Genomic DNA, 16,603 nt, shown 5'->3' with positions numbered 1-16,603 from the left:
TCGCCTCTGTTCGTTCACCAGCCCTGCTGGAGGGAATGTGTCCACACTGGACAGCGCCACCGGTCCCGCCGTCGAAGAGCCCGCCCCCGATCCCACGGCCGAGCAGCTCACCAGTCTGAGCACCCGCGCGGCACGCCAGCTCGCCACGACCACCAAGTCGCAGCCGCAGATGCAGGCCATCACCTCGCGGTGGCTGCTGAAGGCCCTGCCGTGGGTGGACGTCAAGGGCGGCACGTACCGGGTCAACCGGCGTCTGCAACTGCGCACCAACCGGGGCCGCGTGCACTTCGAGCACAACGGGAGCGACGACATCCGCGTCATCCCGCAGACGCTCACCGAGCTGCCGGCCCTGCGCGGCTATGCCGACACCGACGTCCTGCGGGAGATCGCCGGCCACTTCCGGCCCCAGGAGGTACGCGCCGGACAGGTCCTCTTCGAGGCCGGCCAGCCCGTGACGGAGGTGTACCTGGTCGTCCACGGCCGGTTCACCCGCTACGCGCCCGGCAAGTACGGCGACGAGGGGATCCTCGGGGTCGTCACGGACGGCGACCAGCTGGGCGACGAGGCCGTGGGCCAGTCCGACCCGCTGTGGTCGGCCTCGGTGCGGGCCGAGACGGCCGGGGTGGTCCTCGCGATGCCCTGGGCAGCCGTGGGGGATCTCACGCAGCGGGCGCCCTCCCTCGGCGCGCACCTGCAGTCCTACGTCGACCGGCAGCACCGCCCGATGAACCGCAAGGGCGAGGCCGAGGTGCCAGTGCAGGCCGGCCACGTGGGCGAGCCGACCCTGACGGGCGGCTTCGTGGACTACGACCTCGCCCCGCGCGAGTACCAGCTGTCCCTCACCCAGACCGTGCTGCGGCTCCACAGCCGCGTCGCCGACCTCTACAACGACCCGATGGACCAGACCGAGCAGCAACTGCGCCTGACGGTCGAGGAGATCCGCGAGCGCCAGGAGTGGGAGCTGGTCAACAACCGGGAGTTCGGGCTGCTGCACAACGTCGACTACGGCCAGCGGGTCAGCACCTTCGCCGGCCCGCCGGTCCCGGACGACATGGACGAGCTGCTGTCCATGCGCCGCAAGACCAAGGTCTTCCTCGCCCACCCCAAGGCGATCGCGGCCTTCTTCCGGCAGTGCAACCGGCGCGGCCTGATGCCCGGCACCGCGAACCTCGACGGCCACGAGGTGCCGGCGTGGCGCGGCGTCCCGATCCTGCCCTGCGGCAAGATCCCGATCAGCGACGACCAGACGACCAGCATCATCGCGCTGCGCACCGGCGAGGCCGACCAGGGCGTCGTCGGCCTCTACCAGACCGGCATCCCGGAGGAGCACCAGCCGGGTCTGAACGTCCGGTTCATGGGCATCGACTCCGCCGCGATCATCAGCTACCTCGTCACCGCCTACTACTCGCTGGCCATCCTCGTGCCCGACGCGGCAGGGATCCTGGAGAACGTCCAGGTCGGCCGGCTCCCCGAATGACGGCCTGGAGCACCCCGTGACCACACACCCCACCGCGTTCACCCTGCCCGGACCCCCCAGCCCCGCCCGCAGCGTCAGAGCGCGTCGCCACGGCCCGATCCCCGGGCTGCTGTACCGGCCCGCGGTCCCCGCCGACCCGGACAAGGTGCAGGAGGTCGACCTGCGCGTGGAGGCCTGGGCCCGCGCCAACGACCTGTTCCCGCCGGCCTGGCAGGGCGACTTCGCCGGCTTCCAGTTCGGCCGTGCCGTCGTGCTCCAGCACCCGGGCGCCGCCGACCTGGAGCGCCTGACCGCCGCCGGCAAGCTGCTGCTCGCCGAGAACATCGTCGACTCCTGCTACTGCGAGGAGGACGAGGGCCGCGGGGGAGCGCGCAAGGGACTGGGCGGCCGACTGGTCATCGCCCAGTCGGCACTCGACCCGTACCACGGCACCCCCGCACTGGAGGAGCAGTGGCGACGCGGCGTCCGGGCGGACGGCCCGCTGCGCTCGTACCACCTCGCGCTGCGGGACTTCGCCGTCCTGGCCACACCCAGCCAGACCGACCGGTTCGTGCACGACGTCGCCCGGCTGCACCTGGGCTACCTGGCCGAGGCCGCCTGGGCGGAGACCCGGTACGTGCCGAAGGTCTGGGAGTACCTGGTGATGCGGCAGTTCAACAACTTCCGCCCCTGCCTGTCGATCGTCGACGCCGTGGACGGCTACGAACTGCCCGAGCAGGCATACGCACGCCCCGAGCTCCAGCGGATCACGGCCCTGGCCTGCAACGCCACGACGATCGTCAACGACCTGTACTCCTTCACCAAGGAACTGGCCAGCGACCCGGCACACCTCAACCTCCCCCAGGTCGTGGCCGCCAACGAGGGGTGCGGCCTGAAAGCCGCCTACCTGCGATCCGTGGAGATCCACAACACGATCATGGCGGCCTTCGAAGAGGAATCGGCACTGCTCTCGGCGACCTCGCCCCTCGTGGAGCGCTACGCCCAGGGCCTCGCCGCCTGGGTGTCCGGCAACCACGAGTGGCACGCCACCAACAGCCACCGTTACCACCTGCCCGACTACTGGTAACCACCGCCTGTGACCCACCTGGCACACGGCAACCGCACCACGAGGAGCACCACTTGACCCACGCCCCTGCCGCCCGGCCCGCGGTTCTTCCGGTCCCGGCCCAGTCGACCTACCAGACCCGGATCGCGGACTACTGGAACGCCGAGGAGAACCCGGTCAACCTCGAACTCGGAAAGATCGACGACCTGTACCACCACCACTACGGCATCGGGGACGCCGACACCTCGGTGCTCGACGAACCCGATCCCGGCCGGCGGCGCAAGCGCATCACCGCCGAACTGCACCGCCTGGAGCACGCCCAGGCCGAGCTGCTCGCCTCCCACCTGGGCGACCTCTCCCCGGACGACCGTGTCTTCGACGCCGGCTGCGGACGCGGCGGCGGCAGCGTCGTGGCGCACCTGCGCTACGGCTGCCACGCCGACGGGGTCACCCTCTCCGCCAAACAGGCCGACTTCGCCAACGACCAGGCCCGCGCCCGCGGCATCGAGGACAAGGTCCGCTACCACCACCGCAACATGCTCGACACGGGCCTCGAGACCGGCGGCTACGCGGCGTCCTGGAACAACGAGTCCACCATGTACGTCGAGCTGGACCTGCTGTTCGCCGAGCACGCCCGCCTGCTGCGCCGCGGGGGACGGTACGTGACCGTCACCGGCTGCTACAACGACACCTACGGACAGGCCTCGCGCGAGGTGTCCCTGATCAACGCGCACTACATCTGCGACATCCACCCCCGCTCCGCGTACTTCCGGGCGATGGCGCGCAACCGTCTGGTACCGGTGCACGTCGAGGACCTGACCGAGGCCGCGATCCCCTACTGGGCGCTGCGCAAGCAGGCGGACCACCTGGTCACCGGCATCGAGGACACGTTCCTGACCGCCTACCGCAACGGCAGCTTCCAGTACCTGCTGATCGTGGCCGACCGGGTCTGACCCTCCGTGCGGCGGTCCGCGGCGCCCTCCGGGGACCGCCGCCCACGGGCAACCGCCCCTCCCGGGCGCGCGACGGCCGCGCCGGGGAGGGGACGGAGGGTCAACGTGCCTGGCGGGCCGGTGACCGTTCCAGCGCCCAGAGCCGGCGGGCCAGGCTTCCCAGAGGGGCGCGGTGCGCCTCGTCGAGCTGGGACGGGCTGATCACGCCCGCGTCCGCGAGGCGCTCGAGGGCGAGATCCAGGTCCGCGCGTACGGCCGAGCGGTCCTGCTCGTCCAGCTCGGAGACGAGAGCCATGACGTCCTCGAAGGCCGGTCGCAGCGACGTCGGGACGCCGCGTTCGGCGGCTCGCCTCGTCACGAGGATGCTCACCACGCACATGGCAGCCACGACCGCCTGAACGGCGCACAGCAGCCAGCGTCCCGGTGACGACATCACGGCGGCCGCGACCGCGAACAGGCCGGCGGACACCGTGGCGAAAACGGCCTCGAACGCGGCGAGCACCACCTCCTGCGATGACGGACGCGGCCCGCCGGTACGTGTCCGCCGCCACTCCCGGGCGCGCAGCGCGATGTGGCCGGCGGAGATCAGCCCGATGGCGACGTCCAGCGGGACCGCGGCGTCCTCGTGCCTGACGGCCAGGATCGCCAGCAGGGGCAGGGCCAGCGGCGCGAACAGGAACACGAGCCAGCACGCGGCCAGTGCGTGGTCGCGGCCGGTCCTGGTCCGGTCGAGATCGGCACCCGCCGCCGCGACCGCCTTGTGAAGCCCGGGCAGTCGCGCGAAGGCGCCGGACTCGAGATCGCGCCATCTGAAGGGGGCGGCTGCGCCGGTCACCACGTCGTCGGCGTAGGCGGCGGCGGAGGGGAAGGCTCCCGAGGGGTGGGCCATCTGCGGTTGCTCTCCTGGATCGGTCGTTCGTCGGGGCGAGGGCCTGCGCACGGTAGCAGCACCTGGCCGACCGCGCGGCCGCGCACGTCGGACCGCCGAGCACGACGCCGTGGCGCGCAACCGCGCCACGGCGTCTCACAACCTTGGCGAACCGGCCGCACGCAAGTGGGGAGTCACCTGCGTGCGGCCGACCCGGATCAGCAGGTGGCGTTCAGACCGGACCAGTTGGCGCGGTCGTTGTAACCGCCGTCGCCGGCGTCGCCGACCACGAGGTCGAGCACCCGGACGCCGGTCAGGTCGACGTCGGCCTGACGGATGTCGTCGCGGGACAGCACACCGCTGTCGAAGAGCACCTTGCCGTCACCGATGACCTGGAAGGTCGACGTGCCGCCTTCCGGGCCGACGTTGCGCACCGCGTCGTCGATGCCGACGGTCGCGGTCAGCCGGCTGCACTGGTCGCCGAGGTAGTAGCGGATCGTCGAGGGCGAGGCGACCCCGATACCGGTCGGGTAGACCTGGCCGAGCATGCTGATCGGCGACCAGCCGCCGACGCTCAGGTCGACCGTCGGGCTCATCCACCCGCTGGTGGCACTGATCCACTGGTGGTGCGACAGCGCGACGTCGCCGTGCGGCGCCGCCGGTGCCACGACCACCGACGTGGCCGTCTCCTGCTGCAGCCGCTTCTTGCCGGTCACCTCGTACGACGTGGTGGCGGTCAGCGTGGCGCTGCCCGGTGCGGCGGTGGCCGGCAGGGTCACCGCGAAGGCGAAGGTCACGGAGCGGTTGGAGTCCAGCAGCTTCGGCGCCTTGCCGATCGGACGGACCGTCCAGCCGGCGGGCACCTTCAGTTCGGCGCGCGGCGTGAAGACCGGCTGCGCACCGTCGTTGCGGACGGCGACCTCGACCCGCGCCTCGTCGCCGCCGGCGACCAGCGGGGCGGTTCCGGCCGGCACGGTGTCGCTGCCGACCTGCGTCACCTGCGGCAGGCCCGCGACGACGTGGGGGACACCGGGCTTGCCGGTGGCCCGGCCGACCCGTATCAGGGCCGCACCGTGGGCCGGGACGGCGGCACTGATGGTGCCGGCGCTCTCGGTGACCTGGTTGGTCCAGGCGTTCTTCAGGGTGAACCGGTCCCCGGTCAGCCCGACCGACGAGGCCTTCGTGGTCAGGGTCGCAGGGCTGTCGCCACGGTTCAGCAGCACCACGGCGCGGTCACCGTTGGCCAGCCGCTTCACCCAGGTCTCCGTCGTGCCCGCGGGGCCGACGCGGACGGCCTGGACGCCGGCCGGGTCCTGGTTGATCGCGATGACATCGGGGTCCGAGAGGATGCCCAGCGAGGTCTTGCTGAGCTTGCGGATGTCACTGCCGATCATCAGCGGCGCGGCCGCCGCCGACCAGAGCGTCATCTGCGTACGGAACTCCTCGTCGTTCATCCCGAGCTCGGGGCCGAGGTAGTCCGGGTCGTTGAAGTGCCCGGGACCTGCGGCTTCGGGGTGCCGCGCGTTCGCGTCGTAGTTCCGCAGGACGTCCTTGTACTTGATCTCGCCGACGAAGCCCACGTCCGTGTAAGTCCGCCAGGACTGCGCGATGGCCGGCGCGTAGGACCAGGAGTACGTCGACTGCTGCTCCTCCGGGTAGTTGCCCCAGTCCGGGGAGGTCACCGGGTTGCAGAGGTTGAAGATCATGGGGCGCTTGGCGGCGTTGTTCCGCAACGCCTGCGCGAACTCGGTGTAGACGGTCTTCGGGTCGAGGTCCGCGGCGATCCCGCAGAGGTAGTCCGCCTTGACCGCGTCGAACTCCCAGGCGGCGAACTGGTCCGCGTCACGCTGGTAGTAGCCGTGGCTGCCCAGGCCGCACTTGCCGGGGATGTACGGACCGGCGTCGGTGTAGATGCCGGCCTTGAGTCCCTTGGAGTGGATGTAGTCGACCAGCGGCTTCAGCCCGTCGGGGAACTGGTCGGGGTTGGGCGTCAGGTCCCCGGCCGCGCTGCGCGGCGTGGGCGCCGCCCAGTTGCCGTCGATCCAGACGTACTTGTAGCCGGCGTCGCGCAGGCCGCTGCTGACCAGGAAGTCGGCCGTCGACCTGATCTCCGCATCGGTCGGATCGCCACCGAGCGCGTAGTAGGTGTTCCAGCCCATGTACGGCGTCGGGCTCAGCACCTGCCCGGATGCCGAACCCGTGACGGCGGCGGTGGCGGCCGCCGGGCTCGCGTGGGCGGGCGCCGGCATGGCCAGCAAGCCGGTCACGAGGGCCAGGAGGGCGGTGAGATGTCGTTTCACATCGGATCCTTCGCTGTCCGATCGGCCAGGCGTGCCGACCCGTCCCGGTCGTGGGTCCGAGGTACCGCTCCCTGCTGGAGGGTGCGGCGGCCGGTCCTCGTACCAGTCCATGCCCGAGCGCCTGCGATCTTGTTTGCAGGGATCCTCCAGCGGTTACCGGCGCGCGTCAATAATAATTCCTAAATTAGGAGTTGCTGGTGGGCATCATCGAGCACCCCAACCGCCGTCTGTCAGCCGATGCGTAATTTCAGGTCAGGTGCGAGGCCTGGGGAGATCTGCCAGGTACGTCCCCCTCGGGGGCGTTCGCGGCCGCGATGTCCGGCCCTGGCCGCCGACGGGTGCACGTCGAGGGACTGCGAACGGGAGCCCCCGCCCCCGCCTTCGTGTCCGCGGCCTTCGTGTCCGCCGCCGCACTCGGCGGAATCCCGTCCTCACCCGCCGGTCGGCATCCGCACAGGCGAGACGGTCCGGAGCTTCACCCCTTCGAACCGGATGCCTTCCACGTGCGAGCGCTTCCGGTTACCTGCGGAACCACTCCGCGACCTCCGCGGCACCACGGCGGACGTCCCCGTCCGGATCGTCGGCAAGAACCGCGCACGCGGCCGAGACGCCACGACCCGCCTCACCGGGCTCCCGGGCGACATCGTGCGCGGCCGTCCGCAACCAATCGCCATGGTTGTCATCGGCGCGAGCGGCAGCACGGGCCACCAGCCGCACGGCAGCCACCGACCCCTGCCTCAGCAGGGCTTCCGCGGCGGTTCTGGTCACCAGCGTGTCTTCCGGATCGAGCAGCAGGCGTTCCAGGACGGCCGTGGCGGAGACAAGTCCCGCGTACGGGGCGAGTCGTCGGCCGGCGGCCGCGCGCACGGACCACGAAGGCGACAGACCGTCCTCGATCGCCTCCGTCAGATCGGCGCGGCGTGGGGTCACTTGCCCCGGCGGATGCGGGCGGCCTCGCGGGCGGCGGCCATCTGGCGTGCTTCCGCGGCCTTGCGTGACTCGCGGCCCGGGCGCGTGCCCAGGCCGCGGAACGGGGCACCACCGCGGGCCGGCGCCTTCGCGGCCGGTGCGCCGGCGACAGGAACGCCGGACGGCGCCTGGGCCCCCGTGATCCGGCTCAGCGCCGCCTCGCCGGAACGGACCTGGGTGATCGTGGGCCGGATCCCCGCGTCGGACATGAGCCTGGTCACGTCGCGGCGCTGGTGAGTGGTCACGAGGGTCACCACCCGGCCGGAACGGCCGGCGCGCGCGGTCCGCCCGCCGCGGTGGAGGTAGTCCTTGGAGTCGGCGGGGGGATCGACGTTGACCACGAGGTCCAGGTCGTCGATGTGGATTCCGCGGGCGGCGACGTTGGTGGCCACCAGCGTCGTCACCTCGCCCGCCTTGAACCGGGCGAGGGCCCGGGTGCGCTGCGGCTGGGACTTCCCGCTGTGCAGGCCCGCCGCCGGAATCCCGGAGCCCTCGAGGTGCCTGGTGAACTGGTCGACCGCGTGCTTGGTGTCCAGGAACATGATCACCCGGCCGTCGCGGGCGGCGATCTCGGTGGCGGCGGCGTACTTGTCGGCGGCGTGGACGTACAGCACGTGGTGTTCCATGGCGGTGACGGTCGCGGCCGAGGGGTCGACCGAGTGGACCACCGGATCGGTCAGATAGCGACGGACCAGGAGGTCGATGTTGTTGTCGAGGGTGGCGGAGAACAGCATCCGCTGGCCGCCGGCCCGCACCTGGTCCAGCAGCTCGGTGACCTGCGGCATGAACCCCATGTCGGCCATCTGGTCCGCCTCGTCCAGGACCGTGATCCGCACCTGGTCCAGGTGGCAGTCACGGCGCGCGACGAGGTCGCTCAGACGTCCGGGCGTGGCGACGACGACCTCGGCCCCCGCCCGGATCGCTCCGATCTGCCGTCCGACGGAGAGGCCGCCGACGACGGTGGCGAGCCTGAGGCCCAACGCTGCGGCATAGGGGGTGAGTGCCTCCGTGACCTGCTGAGCCAGTTCACGGGTGGGCACCAGGACCAGCGCCCGCGGCCGCTTGGGTTCGGCACGCTGTCCGGCCGTGCGGGCCAGCAGCGGCAGGCCGAAGGCCAGGGTCTTGCCCGAGCCGGTGCGCCCGCGGCCGAGCACGTCGCGGCCGGCCAGCGCGTCCGGCAGCGTGGCGGACTGGATGGGGAACGGTTCGTCCACGCCGAGGTCGGCCAGGGTCTTCAGCAGGGCCGGCGGAAGCCGGAGCTCCGTGAACGCGGTCATCGGCGGCAGGGCAGGCGTGCTCGTCACGGGTGCCGAGAAGTCGCCCTGCGGGGCGGGGCGGCGTTCCTTGCCGGTGGAGCGGCCGGCCCCCTGCGGACGGGAACGACCATCCGGGCCGGAGCGGTGGTCGTTCCGGGGCGTACGGTTCATGGGCGAACCTTCCTCGACGGGGCACGCATCGAGGGATTTCCCGGCGGGACGCGGCCGGGGAGTCGCCAGAACGAGCCGAAGACAAGACGGTGACCGACAGCGGGTGGTCCCGACCGTACGGCGTGGGGTCCAGCTGCGTCGTGCGGGCGGACGCCGGTAGCGACGTCCGCGGGATCGCACATCCCCGCGAGTTTACCGGTCCGGCGCGTCTCCCCGGGCGGATCCGTGGTCCCGCACGGGGCGGCGCCCGTCCGCCGGGCGCGGCGAGGCCCCTGTGGACCGGCTGGGAGGACGGTGCGCCGGTGATCCACATCAAGCGCACCGGCTGGTCTCTGAAGAAGTCCGGGCCGTCGATCGGGCCCTTGGCGGGCGTGCTTACCCGGCCGGCGCCCACGTGTGTCGTCGTGCGCTGCCGACCTCGGAAGACCGGATGGATGACATGGTCGGCGCGATGGCGCGCGTCGTCTTCCGCGGTATTGCGTCGCTGGTCATGGACCTGATCGGTGACGCATTGCTGGAAGCGCCGGCCAAGCCCGTCAAGCGGATGTTCAGAGCGTTCCGGCGCCGCCGGGTGGTGTCGGCGCCCGAGGTGTCCCTGGAGAAGCGGTAGCGGACGGCTCCTCCCGTTCCTGAGCCGATGGTGCTGAGCGGGGAGCATCAGGAGAACAGCCCCGACGGTGCCCGTCCTCGACGCGGCAGTGGCCGTACCACCGGAGTGATCTCGCTGAGCAGGCACTCCGCACGCAAAGGGCCCGGCACGTCGACATGACGACGGCCGGGCCTTTCGCGCGTGGGTCAGCTCGCCGGGGTGGGCTCCGTCGGAGCCGGGGCGGGAGCGGCGGCCTCCGCCGGGGCGACGGGAGCGGCCTCGACGGGAGCGGCGGGAACAACGGCCTCGACCGGGGCCACGGGGGCCTGCGCCGGAACCGCAGGGGCCGCGACGGGAGCGACGGGCGCCGCGACGGGAGCGACAGGCGCCGGCAGAGGCGCGGCGGGAGCAGCGGCGGCGGCCGCGGCAGCAGCGGCCGCGGCGGCGGCCACGGCCTCCTCGGCGGCCTTGGCCTGGGCGGCCTCCTCCGCCTCGATCTCCGCGGTGTGCTTGGCCACGAACGCCTCGCCCAGGACCTCGCGGGCCTCCTTGAGGTGGTCGAGTTCGACCTCGCCGTTCTCGGCGACGTGGCCCTCCAGGGCCTCGAACATCCTCTCCACCGGCTCGTGCGAGCCGCCGAGGCGCTGCTCGGCGTAGACCGCGACGCCCAGCTTCAGGAAGAGCTCGGCCGTGCGGCGGTTGACGGTGAAGTCGTGGATGGCGTCACCGCCCGCGTCAAAGCCCTTCTCGATGACTTCGAATGCCTTCTTGATGAGACTCACGCTGTGCTCCCCTGCACGTGCCCGTCGGACGACTGCCTGACTGCGACCTGATCTGACCTGAACTGAACTGCCCTGTACCGCAACTGACCGAGCGAGCCGATCAAGGCCGAACCTTATGACAGTTTCCCCGCCGATGCGCAGTCACCCCGCCCTCAATCCCTTCACGACGGCGAGGGCTTGCGGAGTCGCCACGTGCTGCACGCCAGGTCCTCCCGGCAACACCTGCCGTTCGCGGCTGCGGAACCGTTTCACCGGGCCTCGTGTCTTCCTTCACATGTGGTTCCACGCCGCGGAGTTGCATGCGAAGGGGGATGGCCGTGGGGCAGGTGCGCGAGGGGGCACGGTTAGGGGCTTGGGCCGTCGCCGGCGTCATCGGGCTGGCGGTGTTGTACGTGATCGGGGTGTTCGCCTTCGGAGGCGCGGGGTGGATAACGGCCCCGTTCCGCGGTGAGGCGGGCGAGCGCGAGAACACCGTCGCCTCGGGCGAGTTCCGTCAGACCACGTACGAGGAGTTCTTCGGTCTGTGCGAGGCCGTGCAGAACGCCGAAGGGACGATCCAGGTGCTCCGGGAGGAGCGCAAGTCCGCTTCGGAGACGCGCATGACGCAGATCGACCAGTCGATCACCGCGCTGAAGGCCACGCGGATCGAGTCGGTCAACGAGTACAACTCGAAGGCGGCGCAGGAGCACCGTGCGCCCTTCCGTGACAAGGATCTGCCGTACCGGCTGGATGCCGGCGCCGAGCGCACGACGTGCGCCAACTGATCCCATCTCATCCCGGGAAGAGGGCAGCACCGCATGAAGAAGTCCGCACGCATGGTTTTGGCCGCCGTCGTCGCGCTCGTGATGGGCCTCGTCCTGACGTCCTGCACCGAGTCCAGCCAGGACAAGGAGAACAAGGCCAAGCAGGACAACTACGACCGCCTCGTGGCCCAGCAGCCGGCGGGCCGCATGGAGTACTCGCCGACCCGTGAGGCGATCAACGAATGGGTCAGGACGTGGGGGAAGAGGGGCAAGCTCTCGTACGTCTACATCCAGAACGCCAACGGCGAGTACGGGTACTTCATCATGAAGGGCCTGCCGGTGCCGCGCTGCAAGATGCTCACTCCGACGGAGCGGGTGGAGTCCACGTCCAACGGCGTCGCGGTCCTGGCACAGCCCGGCATGGACGGCACGTACACGTCCGGTTCCACCTGCAATGCGTACTACGGCTTCGACGCGACGACGGGCGCGTACATGGAGTTCACGGTCGGCACGAACCAGTCGTTCTTCCTGTTCGACCAGCCCATGACGATGCCGGAGTACGCCACCGCCAAGCAGTTGGGGCCGAGCTCGGTGAAGGACGTCGCGAAGCGACTATGAGCGGCCGGTGCGGCCGGCGGGTTTCCGGCCCCGGAGTCACCAGGGAGGCGACAGGCGGGCGTACCGGGCGGCGCCGGCGCCCTCACCCGCTCCCGCACGGACGGAGTCCGGGTACCCGGTGATCCCCGGCCGCCCGGTCAGGCGGGGCCCCTGGCGACGACGGTGCGCCTGCGTCCCCGCGGCCGGCAGGGGAGCCCGGTGGCTTCCTCCCGGCCGATGCGACCGCTCGTCGTCCTTGCGACACTGGTTGAGTGCCGCACAGCGAACGGCAGAATGACCAGCGACTGGAGCGAGCCATCCTGGAGCTCCTGGACCGGCGCGCGCCGACCGCGTCGATCTGCCCTTCGGACGCCGCACGGGCGGTGTACGAAGGGCATGACGACGGCTGGCGCGCGCTGATGGAACCGGCCCGGCGCGCGGCCGCGAGGCTGGCCGCGGCCGGCGAGGTGGAGATCACCCAGGCCGGCCGTCCCATCGAGCCGGCCACGGCCCGCGGCCCCATCCGAATCCGCCGCAGCCGCTGACACGCGCCGCACGGGGCCGCGCGGTCCGCAGGTGGCGGAGAGCCCGGGGGGAGGGAGCGTTGACAGGGCGTTCGCGGGGCAGATTCCTCCGCGTGGAGTGGACGACTCTCGTAGGGACAGCCCTCGGCGCGGTGCTCGGTGTCGGGGCGACGCTGGCCGGCGAACACGTGCGCTGGCGGCGGACCGTCAGGGACAACAGGCTGCAGGATCGCCGAACCATGTACGCGGACTGCCTCGTCGCTCTGCGCCGGGCGCACGAGGCGATGCGGCTGGCCGCCGATGAGGACTCCACGGACCCGCGGGTGAGGGCGGCCAAGATCCGGCAGGCATTCCAGGCTTCGGGATGTGACGAGGCACGAGAACGGCTGGTCCTCACGGCAGCCGCCGATGTGACGGAAGCCCTGGACGCTTCGTACCACTCACTGCGTGAGGTTCGTGAAACCCTCGCGTCCGGTTGCACAGTGGCGTCCGAGGAGTACCAGGCCGCCAGACAGGCCCACGGAGACGCGACCCGAGCCGCCCGGACGGTCCTCCGCCAGGACCTGGCTGCCCTGGAGCTCTGAGCGGTCGCCGCCCCGGGCGACACCTTGGCGTCGATCATGGTGACCGGCGGTTTCCGAGCCGGTTGCACGGCAGCGCCGCGGAGTGCCCGGTGGTGGTGCCGGTAGCGATCTCAGGGACTGGAGTTGGCGGCAGCCGGCAACGCGATTCGGTCTGCCCCGGGTCGGCTTCAGCCCATGGGGTGGCGAGCGGCATCCCGCGCCGCGGTGAGGCGAGTCTGCACATCCATGACGACACCATGGAGCCGTCCCGGCTGTACGGATTCGCGCGCCATCCACTCGTCGAGGCGAGGACGCAGGTACCCGACCGCCCAAGGCCCGTGGCGCCGCAGGGCGGAGCGGCTGACCGAGATCTCCTCCTGGATCTCCCGACGCAGTTCGTCGGTCCAACCCTGCTCACGGTCGGCACGTTCCAGCGGAGCCTTGAGGATGCCCACGGCGTTGTCGAGAGACTCGGACAGATCCATGGTCCACCAATCCTGAGCAGCCCACGCGATGGCCATCGTGCGTGCCCGCGCCGGCTGCGGCGACGTCGAGGTACAGCGGTGCAGTACGCCAACCGTAGCGACCGTCGGCGGCTGGTCCTGCACCTCCCCGGTACTGCCCGGTCGCTGGGCGCCCGAAGAAGAAATGCGGTTGCGCGGTGGGGAGGGGTCGTTAGGATCGTGGCTGATCCTGGAGTGCCGGGCGTGAACGACGGCCCGGCCGTAGCGAGAGAGGAGGTGCGTCTTCGTGGACGCCGCCCTGACGCGGCGCGCTCTGATGTGCGCGCCAGACGCCTCTTCTCGTTACCTTCCCACCGGCTGACGACGCGCGTTCGCTGACGCGCCTTCCGGTGGGACCTTCCACAGGAGATCACCACAGTGCGCGAGCGCTTTGCCGACGGCGAGTCCTTCGCCCGTATCCGCCCCAAGGGAAACAACCGACGCAATCGCCGCGGCGATGACGAGGCGTTCGAGGACGCCTTCCCCGAGTACGCGGCCCGCCGGCCGCAGGCGGCCACCGATACCCACGGCACCCGGGCCGAGGACGCCGATGACACCGACGGGGACGGCCCCACCACGCCGGACCGGGCACCCGACGGACCTCCGCAGGGCGACCGCTGGTCGACCTGGGACCGGTCCACCCCGACCGAGAAGGGGCCGCAGCCGCGCCCCGCATGGGTGGTGACGGACCTGGCCGCCGTCGACACCGAGCTCGGCATCGTCAAAACGGGCAAGGAGGCCGACGTCTTCCTCGTCGAACGGGCCGTGCCCGGAACCGACCGCCGTACCCTGATGGCCGCCAAGCGCTACCGCGACGGGCAGCACCGCATGTTCCACCGGGACTCCGGATACCTGGAAGGACGTGTCCACAAGGAGTCCCGGGTCAGCAGGGCCATGGCCAAGCGCACCGCCTTCGGCAAGGAGGCTATCGCCGGGCAGTGGGCGGGCGCCGAGTTCGCGGCGCTGTCCCGGCTGTGGTCGGCGGGGGTGGCCGTGCCCTACCCCGTGCAGATCCTCGGGACCGAGATCCTGATGGAATTCATCGGCGACCGGTCGGGGACGGCCGCGCCGCGCCTGGCCCAGCTGCGTGCGCAGGAGGCCGATCTGGATGACCTGTGGGAACAGCTCGGCCGCAGCCTGTCGCTGCTCGCACGCGACGGCTACGCGCACGGCGACCTGTCCGCCTACAACATCCTTGTCCACGAGGGCCGTCTCGTCGTCATCGACGTGCCCCAGATCGTCGATGTCATCGCCAATCCGCGGGGCCGCTCCTTCCTGGAGCGCGATGTCCGCAACGTCGGTGCCTGGTTCGTCTCCCGGGGCCTGGCCGAACGGCGTGTCGACGAACTGGCCCAGGCATTGGCCTTCGACGCGCGGCTCGGCTGAACGCCTTCTCCCCACCCGTGCGTCCCGGCCCGCCGCGGGCGCCGGCGGGGGACCGGGGCCCGGGAGTCCTCCCCGGGCCCGGACGGGCGTGCCTTCCTGCCGGAGTGGCGCCGCCGCCCGCAAAAGCCATGCCGGCAGCCGGTCTTGGCAGCACTGGGGCTTCGCCCTGTGAGCTCCGCCGGTGCGACGATCATTCCGTGTCTTCGCCGCCTGTCATGGAGTGAGAGGACGAACCGACGTGGATGTGTATGAAGCCGTTGACAGCCGCAGGGCCGTGCGTGCCTTCAGCGACGAGCCGGTCCCCAAAGAGGTGCTCGAACGAGTACTGACAGCGGCGACGCGTGCTCCGTCGAGCGGGAACCTCCAGCCGTGGCATCTGTACGTCGTGACGGGCGAGCCCCTGGCCGAGCTGAAGAAGCGTGCGACGGCCAGGGCGCTCGCGGGAGACCCGGGGGACGAGCGGGACTATCCGATGTACCCGGCCGAACTGACCTCGCCGTATCGGGACCGCTTTTCCGCCGCGGCCGCCCAGCGGTACGAAGCGCTGGGGATCGAGCGCGACGACCCCGACAGGCCCATGAAGATCGCCGCTTTGAATTCGGAGGCGTTCGGGGCGCCGGTCGTACTGTTCTGCTACCTCGACCGGGCTATGGGGCCCGGGCAGTGGGGGGACGCGGGGATGCACCTGCAGACGGTCATGCTGTTGCTGAGGGCGGAAGGGTTGCACACCTGCCCCCAGGTGATGTGGACGATGTACCGCACCACCGTCAGCCGGACCGTCGGAGCCGGCGACGGGCTCGTGCTGTTCTGCGGTGTTGCGGTGGGATTCGAAAAGGAAGGCGTGCCGCGGCTGCGCACCGGGCGGGCCGACCTGACGGAAACCGTGAGCTTCATCGGAGGGTGACCTGCCGGGCGGAGGTCCTCACAGCAGGCGGGTCGTCTCGCGGTGCCGCTCCGCGTCGGAGGCGAGGGCGTCGCTCAAGCAGCCGTGTGCGCCGCGGTCGGGGTCGGTCGTGCCCGCACCGGAGCGCCCCGACGGCGCGGTCACCTGGGGACGGGCCGGCCGGTCAGGGCCTGCTCAATCCCGGCAGTACGACCTCGGAGCGCAGGACGGAGTACACGACCATGTCGCGCCACTGTCCGGCACGGAAACAAGCTCCGCGCTGCACGCCCTCGCGCGTGAACCCGGCCGACTGCAAGGCCCGCTGCTCCGCGACGTTGGCGATGTCAGTGCTCGCCTCGACCCGGTTGACCTTGGTGTGCGAGAAGAGGTACTCGACGAGCTGACGCTGGGCCTGCTTGCCGTATCCCTTGCCGCGCTCCGCGGAGAGAAGCGCGATGCCGATGTTCCAGCAGGGCGACGCCGGTCCGAGCATGACCTGGTGCCACTGCACCTCACCCACAAAGCGGTCGTCCTCCCCGGCGATGGCCAGCCGACCGCGTTCCTCGGCGATGAAGCCCGTCTGCGCCCACTGCCGGCGAAGGGCTCCCGGGTTGCGGTGGCCGAAGTAGGCAAACTGCGCCGCCTCGTCGGGGGCCTCGAAGAGACGCTCGAGCAGATCGAGGTCGCGCTCGGCTATGGGTCGCAGACGCACGGGATTCGACATGGCGGCCACAGTAGCGTTCACGGCCGTACGCCCGGGCCGACGAAGAGGTGGCCCAGCCGGACAGGTGAAGGCCGCGCCGACAACCGGGGGGTGGAATGGTTGCGGCGCGGCCGTACCCCATCGCCTGCCCCGCCTCACCTCAGCCATGCATCTTCCGGCTCCCGCTCCGCACAGCGGCGCCTGCGGCTGCCACACCGCCAGGCGCGACGCGCTCCGCCGGCCACTGCCGCCGGGGCGAGCAGTGGCCGCACACGACTCCGGCCCCTGCCC

The 16,603-nt window shown here is 71.2% G+C and carries 18 protein-coding genes; 10 read left to right on the top strand and 8 right to left on the bottom strand.

The window, feature by feature from the left end; genetic code table 11:
* Positions 1-37: 37 nt before the first annotated feature.
* From ACFW3D_RS33945 to ACFW3D_RS33935, 3 genes are read left to right on the top strand one after another with little or no spacing between them, the layout of a single operon-like run.
* Positions 38-1,477, top strand: coding sequence for a family 2B encapsulin nanocompartment shell protein (locus ACFW3D_RS33945; protein WP_500510960.1), 1,440 nt, complete (start codon positions 38-40; stop codon positions 1,475-1,477).
* 16 nt (positions 1,478-1,493) lie between these two features.
* Entirely contained in the window at positions 1,494-2,543 is a 1,050-nt protein-coding gene (locus ACFW3D_RS33940; RefSeq protein ID WP_500510958.1) for a family 2 encapsulin nanocompartment cargo protein terpene cyclase, read from the top strand.
* Positions 2,544-2,596: 53 nt separating this feature from the next.
* Positions 2,597-3,475 carry a geranyl diphosphate 2-C-methyltransferase gene (locus ACFW3D_RS33935; protein WP_500510956.1) on the top strand — a complete coding sequence of 293 codons (879 nt, stop codon included), beginning with the start codon at positions 2,597-2,599 and terminating at the stop codon, positions 3,473-3,475.
* Between the two features lie 100 nt (positions 3,476-3,575).
* Here ACFW3D_RS33935 and ACFW3D_RS33930 read toward each other — a convergent pair whose 3' ends face one another.
* The 4 genes from ACFW3D_RS33930 to ACFW3D_RS33915 all read right to left on the bottom strand — a co-directional run bounded on the left by ACFW3D_RS33930 (position 3,576) and on the right by ACFW3D_RS33915 (position 9,039).
* Entirely contained in the window at positions 3,576-4,364 is a 789-nt protein-coding gene (locus tag ACFW3D_RS33930; protein WP_500510953.1) for a hypothetical protein, read from the bottom strand.
* A gap of 197 nt (positions 4,365-4,561) precedes the next feature.
* Positions 4,562-6,643: an NPCBM/NEW2 domain-containing protein gene (locus tag ACFW3D_RS33925; RefSeq protein WP_500510950.1), complete on the bottom strand. Its 2,082-nt coding sequence runs from the start codon at positions 6,641-6,643 to the stop codon at positions 4,562-4,564.
* Between the two features lie 519 nt (positions 6,644-7,162).
* Positions 7,163-7,573, bottom strand: coding sequence for a HEAT repeat domain-containing protein (locus ACFW3D_RS33920; RefSeq protein ID WP_500510947.1), 411 nt, complete (start codon positions 7,571-7,573; stop codon positions 7,163-7,165).
* A complete protein-coding gene (locus ACFW3D_RS33915) occupies positions 7,570-9,039 on the bottom strand; it encodes a DEAD/DEAH box helicase (protein WP_500510944.1) in 1,470 nt (489 codons plus the stop codon). Before ACFW3D_RS33915 ends, ACFW3D_RS33920 begins: the two co-directional genes overlap by 4 nt.
* A gap of 430 nt (positions 9,040-9,469) precedes the next feature.
* On the opposite strand from ACFW3D_RS33915, the gene ACFW3D_RS33910 reads away from it, so the two are divergent.
* Positions 9,470-9,649, top strand: a complete 180-nt coding sequence (locus ACFW3D_RS33910; RefSeq protein ID WP_500510941.1) for a hypothetical protein — start codon at positions 9,470-9,472, stop codon at positions 9,647-9,649.
* Between the two features lie 185 nt (positions 9,650-9,834).
* Here the strand turns inward: ACFW3D_RS33910 and ACFW3D_RS33905 are convergent, their stop codons facing one another.
* Positions 9,835-10,410, bottom strand: coding sequence for a hypothetical protein (locus tag ACFW3D_RS33905; RefSeq protein ID WP_500510939.1), 576 nt, complete (start codon positions 10,408-10,410; stop codon positions 9,835-9,837).
* 311 nt (positions 10,411-10,721) lie between these two features.
* On the opposite strand from ACFW3D_RS33905, the gene ACFW3D_RS33900 reads away from it, so the two are divergent.
* From ACFW3D_RS33900 to ACFW3D_RS33885, 4 genes are all read left to right on the top strand, one after another.
* On the top strand, positions 10,722-11,174 hold the full coding sequence (locus tag ACFW3D_RS33900) for a hypothetical protein (RefSeq protein WP_500510936.1): 453 nt from the start codon (positions 10,722-10,724) through the stop codon (positions 11,172-11,174).
* A gap of 33 nt (positions 11,175-11,207) precedes the next feature.
* A complete protein-coding gene (locus tag ACFW3D_RS33895; protein ID WP_500510933.1) occupies positions 11,208-11,771 on the top strand; it encodes a hypothetical protein in 564 nt (187 codons plus the stop codon).
* A 251-nt stretch (positions 11,772-12,022) separates the two neighbouring features.
* Positions 12,023-12,295, top strand: coding sequence for a DUF3253 domain-containing protein (locus ACFW3D_RS33890; RefSeq protein ID WP_500510931.1), 273 nt, complete (start codon positions 12,023-12,025; stop codon positions 12,293-12,295).
* 92 nt (positions 12,296-12,387) lie between these two features.
* Positions 12,388-12,858, top strand: coding sequence for a hypothetical protein (locus tag ACFW3D_RS33885; RefSeq protein WP_500510929.1), 471 nt, complete (start codon positions 12,388-12,390; stop codon positions 12,856-12,858).
* 167 nt (positions 12,859-13,025) lie between these two features.
* Here ACFW3D_RS33885 and ACFW3D_RS33880 read toward each other — a convergent pair whose 3' ends face one another.
* The gene (locus tag ACFW3D_RS33880; protein WP_500510926.1) at positions 13,026-13,322 is read right to left on the bottom strand and encodes a hypothetical protein; all 297 of its coding nucleotides are present in this window, start codon (positions 13,320-13,322) and stop codon (positions 13,026-13,028) included.
* Positions 13,323-13,718: 396 nt separating this feature from the next.
* Between ACFW3D_RS33880 and ACFW3D_RS33875 the strand changes: the two genes are divergently transcribed.
* Positions 13,719-14,726, top strand: coding sequence for a serine protein kinase RIO (locus tag ACFW3D_RS33875; RefSeq protein ID WP_500510923.1), 1,008 nt, complete (start codon positions 13,719-13,721; stop codon positions 14,724-14,726).
* Between the two features lie 238 nt (positions 14,727-14,964).
* Complete coding sequence (locus ACFW3D_RS33870; RefSeq protein WP_500510921.1) at positions 14,965-15,630, top strand: nitroreductase; 666 nt, start codon at positions 14,965-14,967, stop codon at positions 15,628-15,630.
* Positions 15,631-15,648: 18 nt separating this feature from the next.
* On the opposite strand, the gene ACFW3D_RS33865 is transcribed toward ACFW3D_RS33870, so the two are convergent.
* Positions 15,649-15,774, bottom strand: a complete 126-nt coding sequence (locus ACFW3D_RS33865; protein WP_500510918.1) for a hypothetical protein — start codon at positions 15,772-15,774, stop codon at positions 15,649-15,651.
* A gap of 19 nt (positions 15,775-15,793) precedes the next feature.
* Positions 15,794-16,333, bottom strand: a complete 540-nt coding sequence (locus ACFW3D_RS33860) for a GNAT family N-acetyltransferase (RefSeq protein WP_500510915.1) — start codon at positions 16,331-16,333, stop codon at positions 15,794-15,796.
* Positions 16,334-16,603 lie beyond the last annotated feature (270 nt).

This window comes from Streptomyces sp. NPDC058864 (genome assembly GCF_042742985.1).
In the GTDB taxonomy this organism is placed as follows: domain Bacteria; phylum Actinomycetota; class Actinomycetes; order Streptomycetales; family Streptomycetaceae; genus Actinacidiphila.
The sequence above is the reverse complement of the archived record's forward strand: the minus strand, read 5'-3'. Positions and strand labels throughout refer to the sequence as shown.

Bases quoted from the DNA above. Each gene is read 5' to 3' on its own strand.
- ACFW3D_RS33930 (WP_500510953.1), bottom strand. From the start codon at position 4,364: ATGGCCCACCCCTCGGGAGCCTTCCCCTCCGCCGCCGCCTACGCCGAC.
- ACFW3D_RS33915 (WP_500510944.1), bottom strand. From the start codon at position 9,039: ATGAACCGTACGCCCCGGAACGACCACCGCTCCGGCCCGGATGGTCGT.
- ACFW3D_RS33910 (WP_500510941.1), top strand. From the start codon at position 9,470: ATGGATGACATGGTCGGCGCGATGGCGCGCGTCGTCTTCCGCGGTATT.
- ACFW3D_RS33900 (WP_500510936.1), top strand. From the start codon at position 10,722: ATGGCCGTGGGGCAGGTGCGCGAGGGGGCACGGTTAGGGGCTTGGGCC.
- ACFW3D_RS33895 (WP_500510933.1), top strand. From the start codon at position 11,208: ATGAAGAAGTCCGCACGCATGGTTTTGGCCGCCGTCGTCGCGCTCGTG.
- ACFW3D_RS33880 (WP_500510926.1), bottom strand. From the start codon at position 13,322: ATGGATCTGTCCGAGTCTCTCGACAACGCCGTGGGCATCCTCAAGGCT.
- ACFW3D_RS33860 (WP_500510915.1), bottom strand. From the start codon at position 16,333: ATGTCGAATCCCGTGCGTCTGCGACCCATAGCCGAGCGCGACCTCGAT.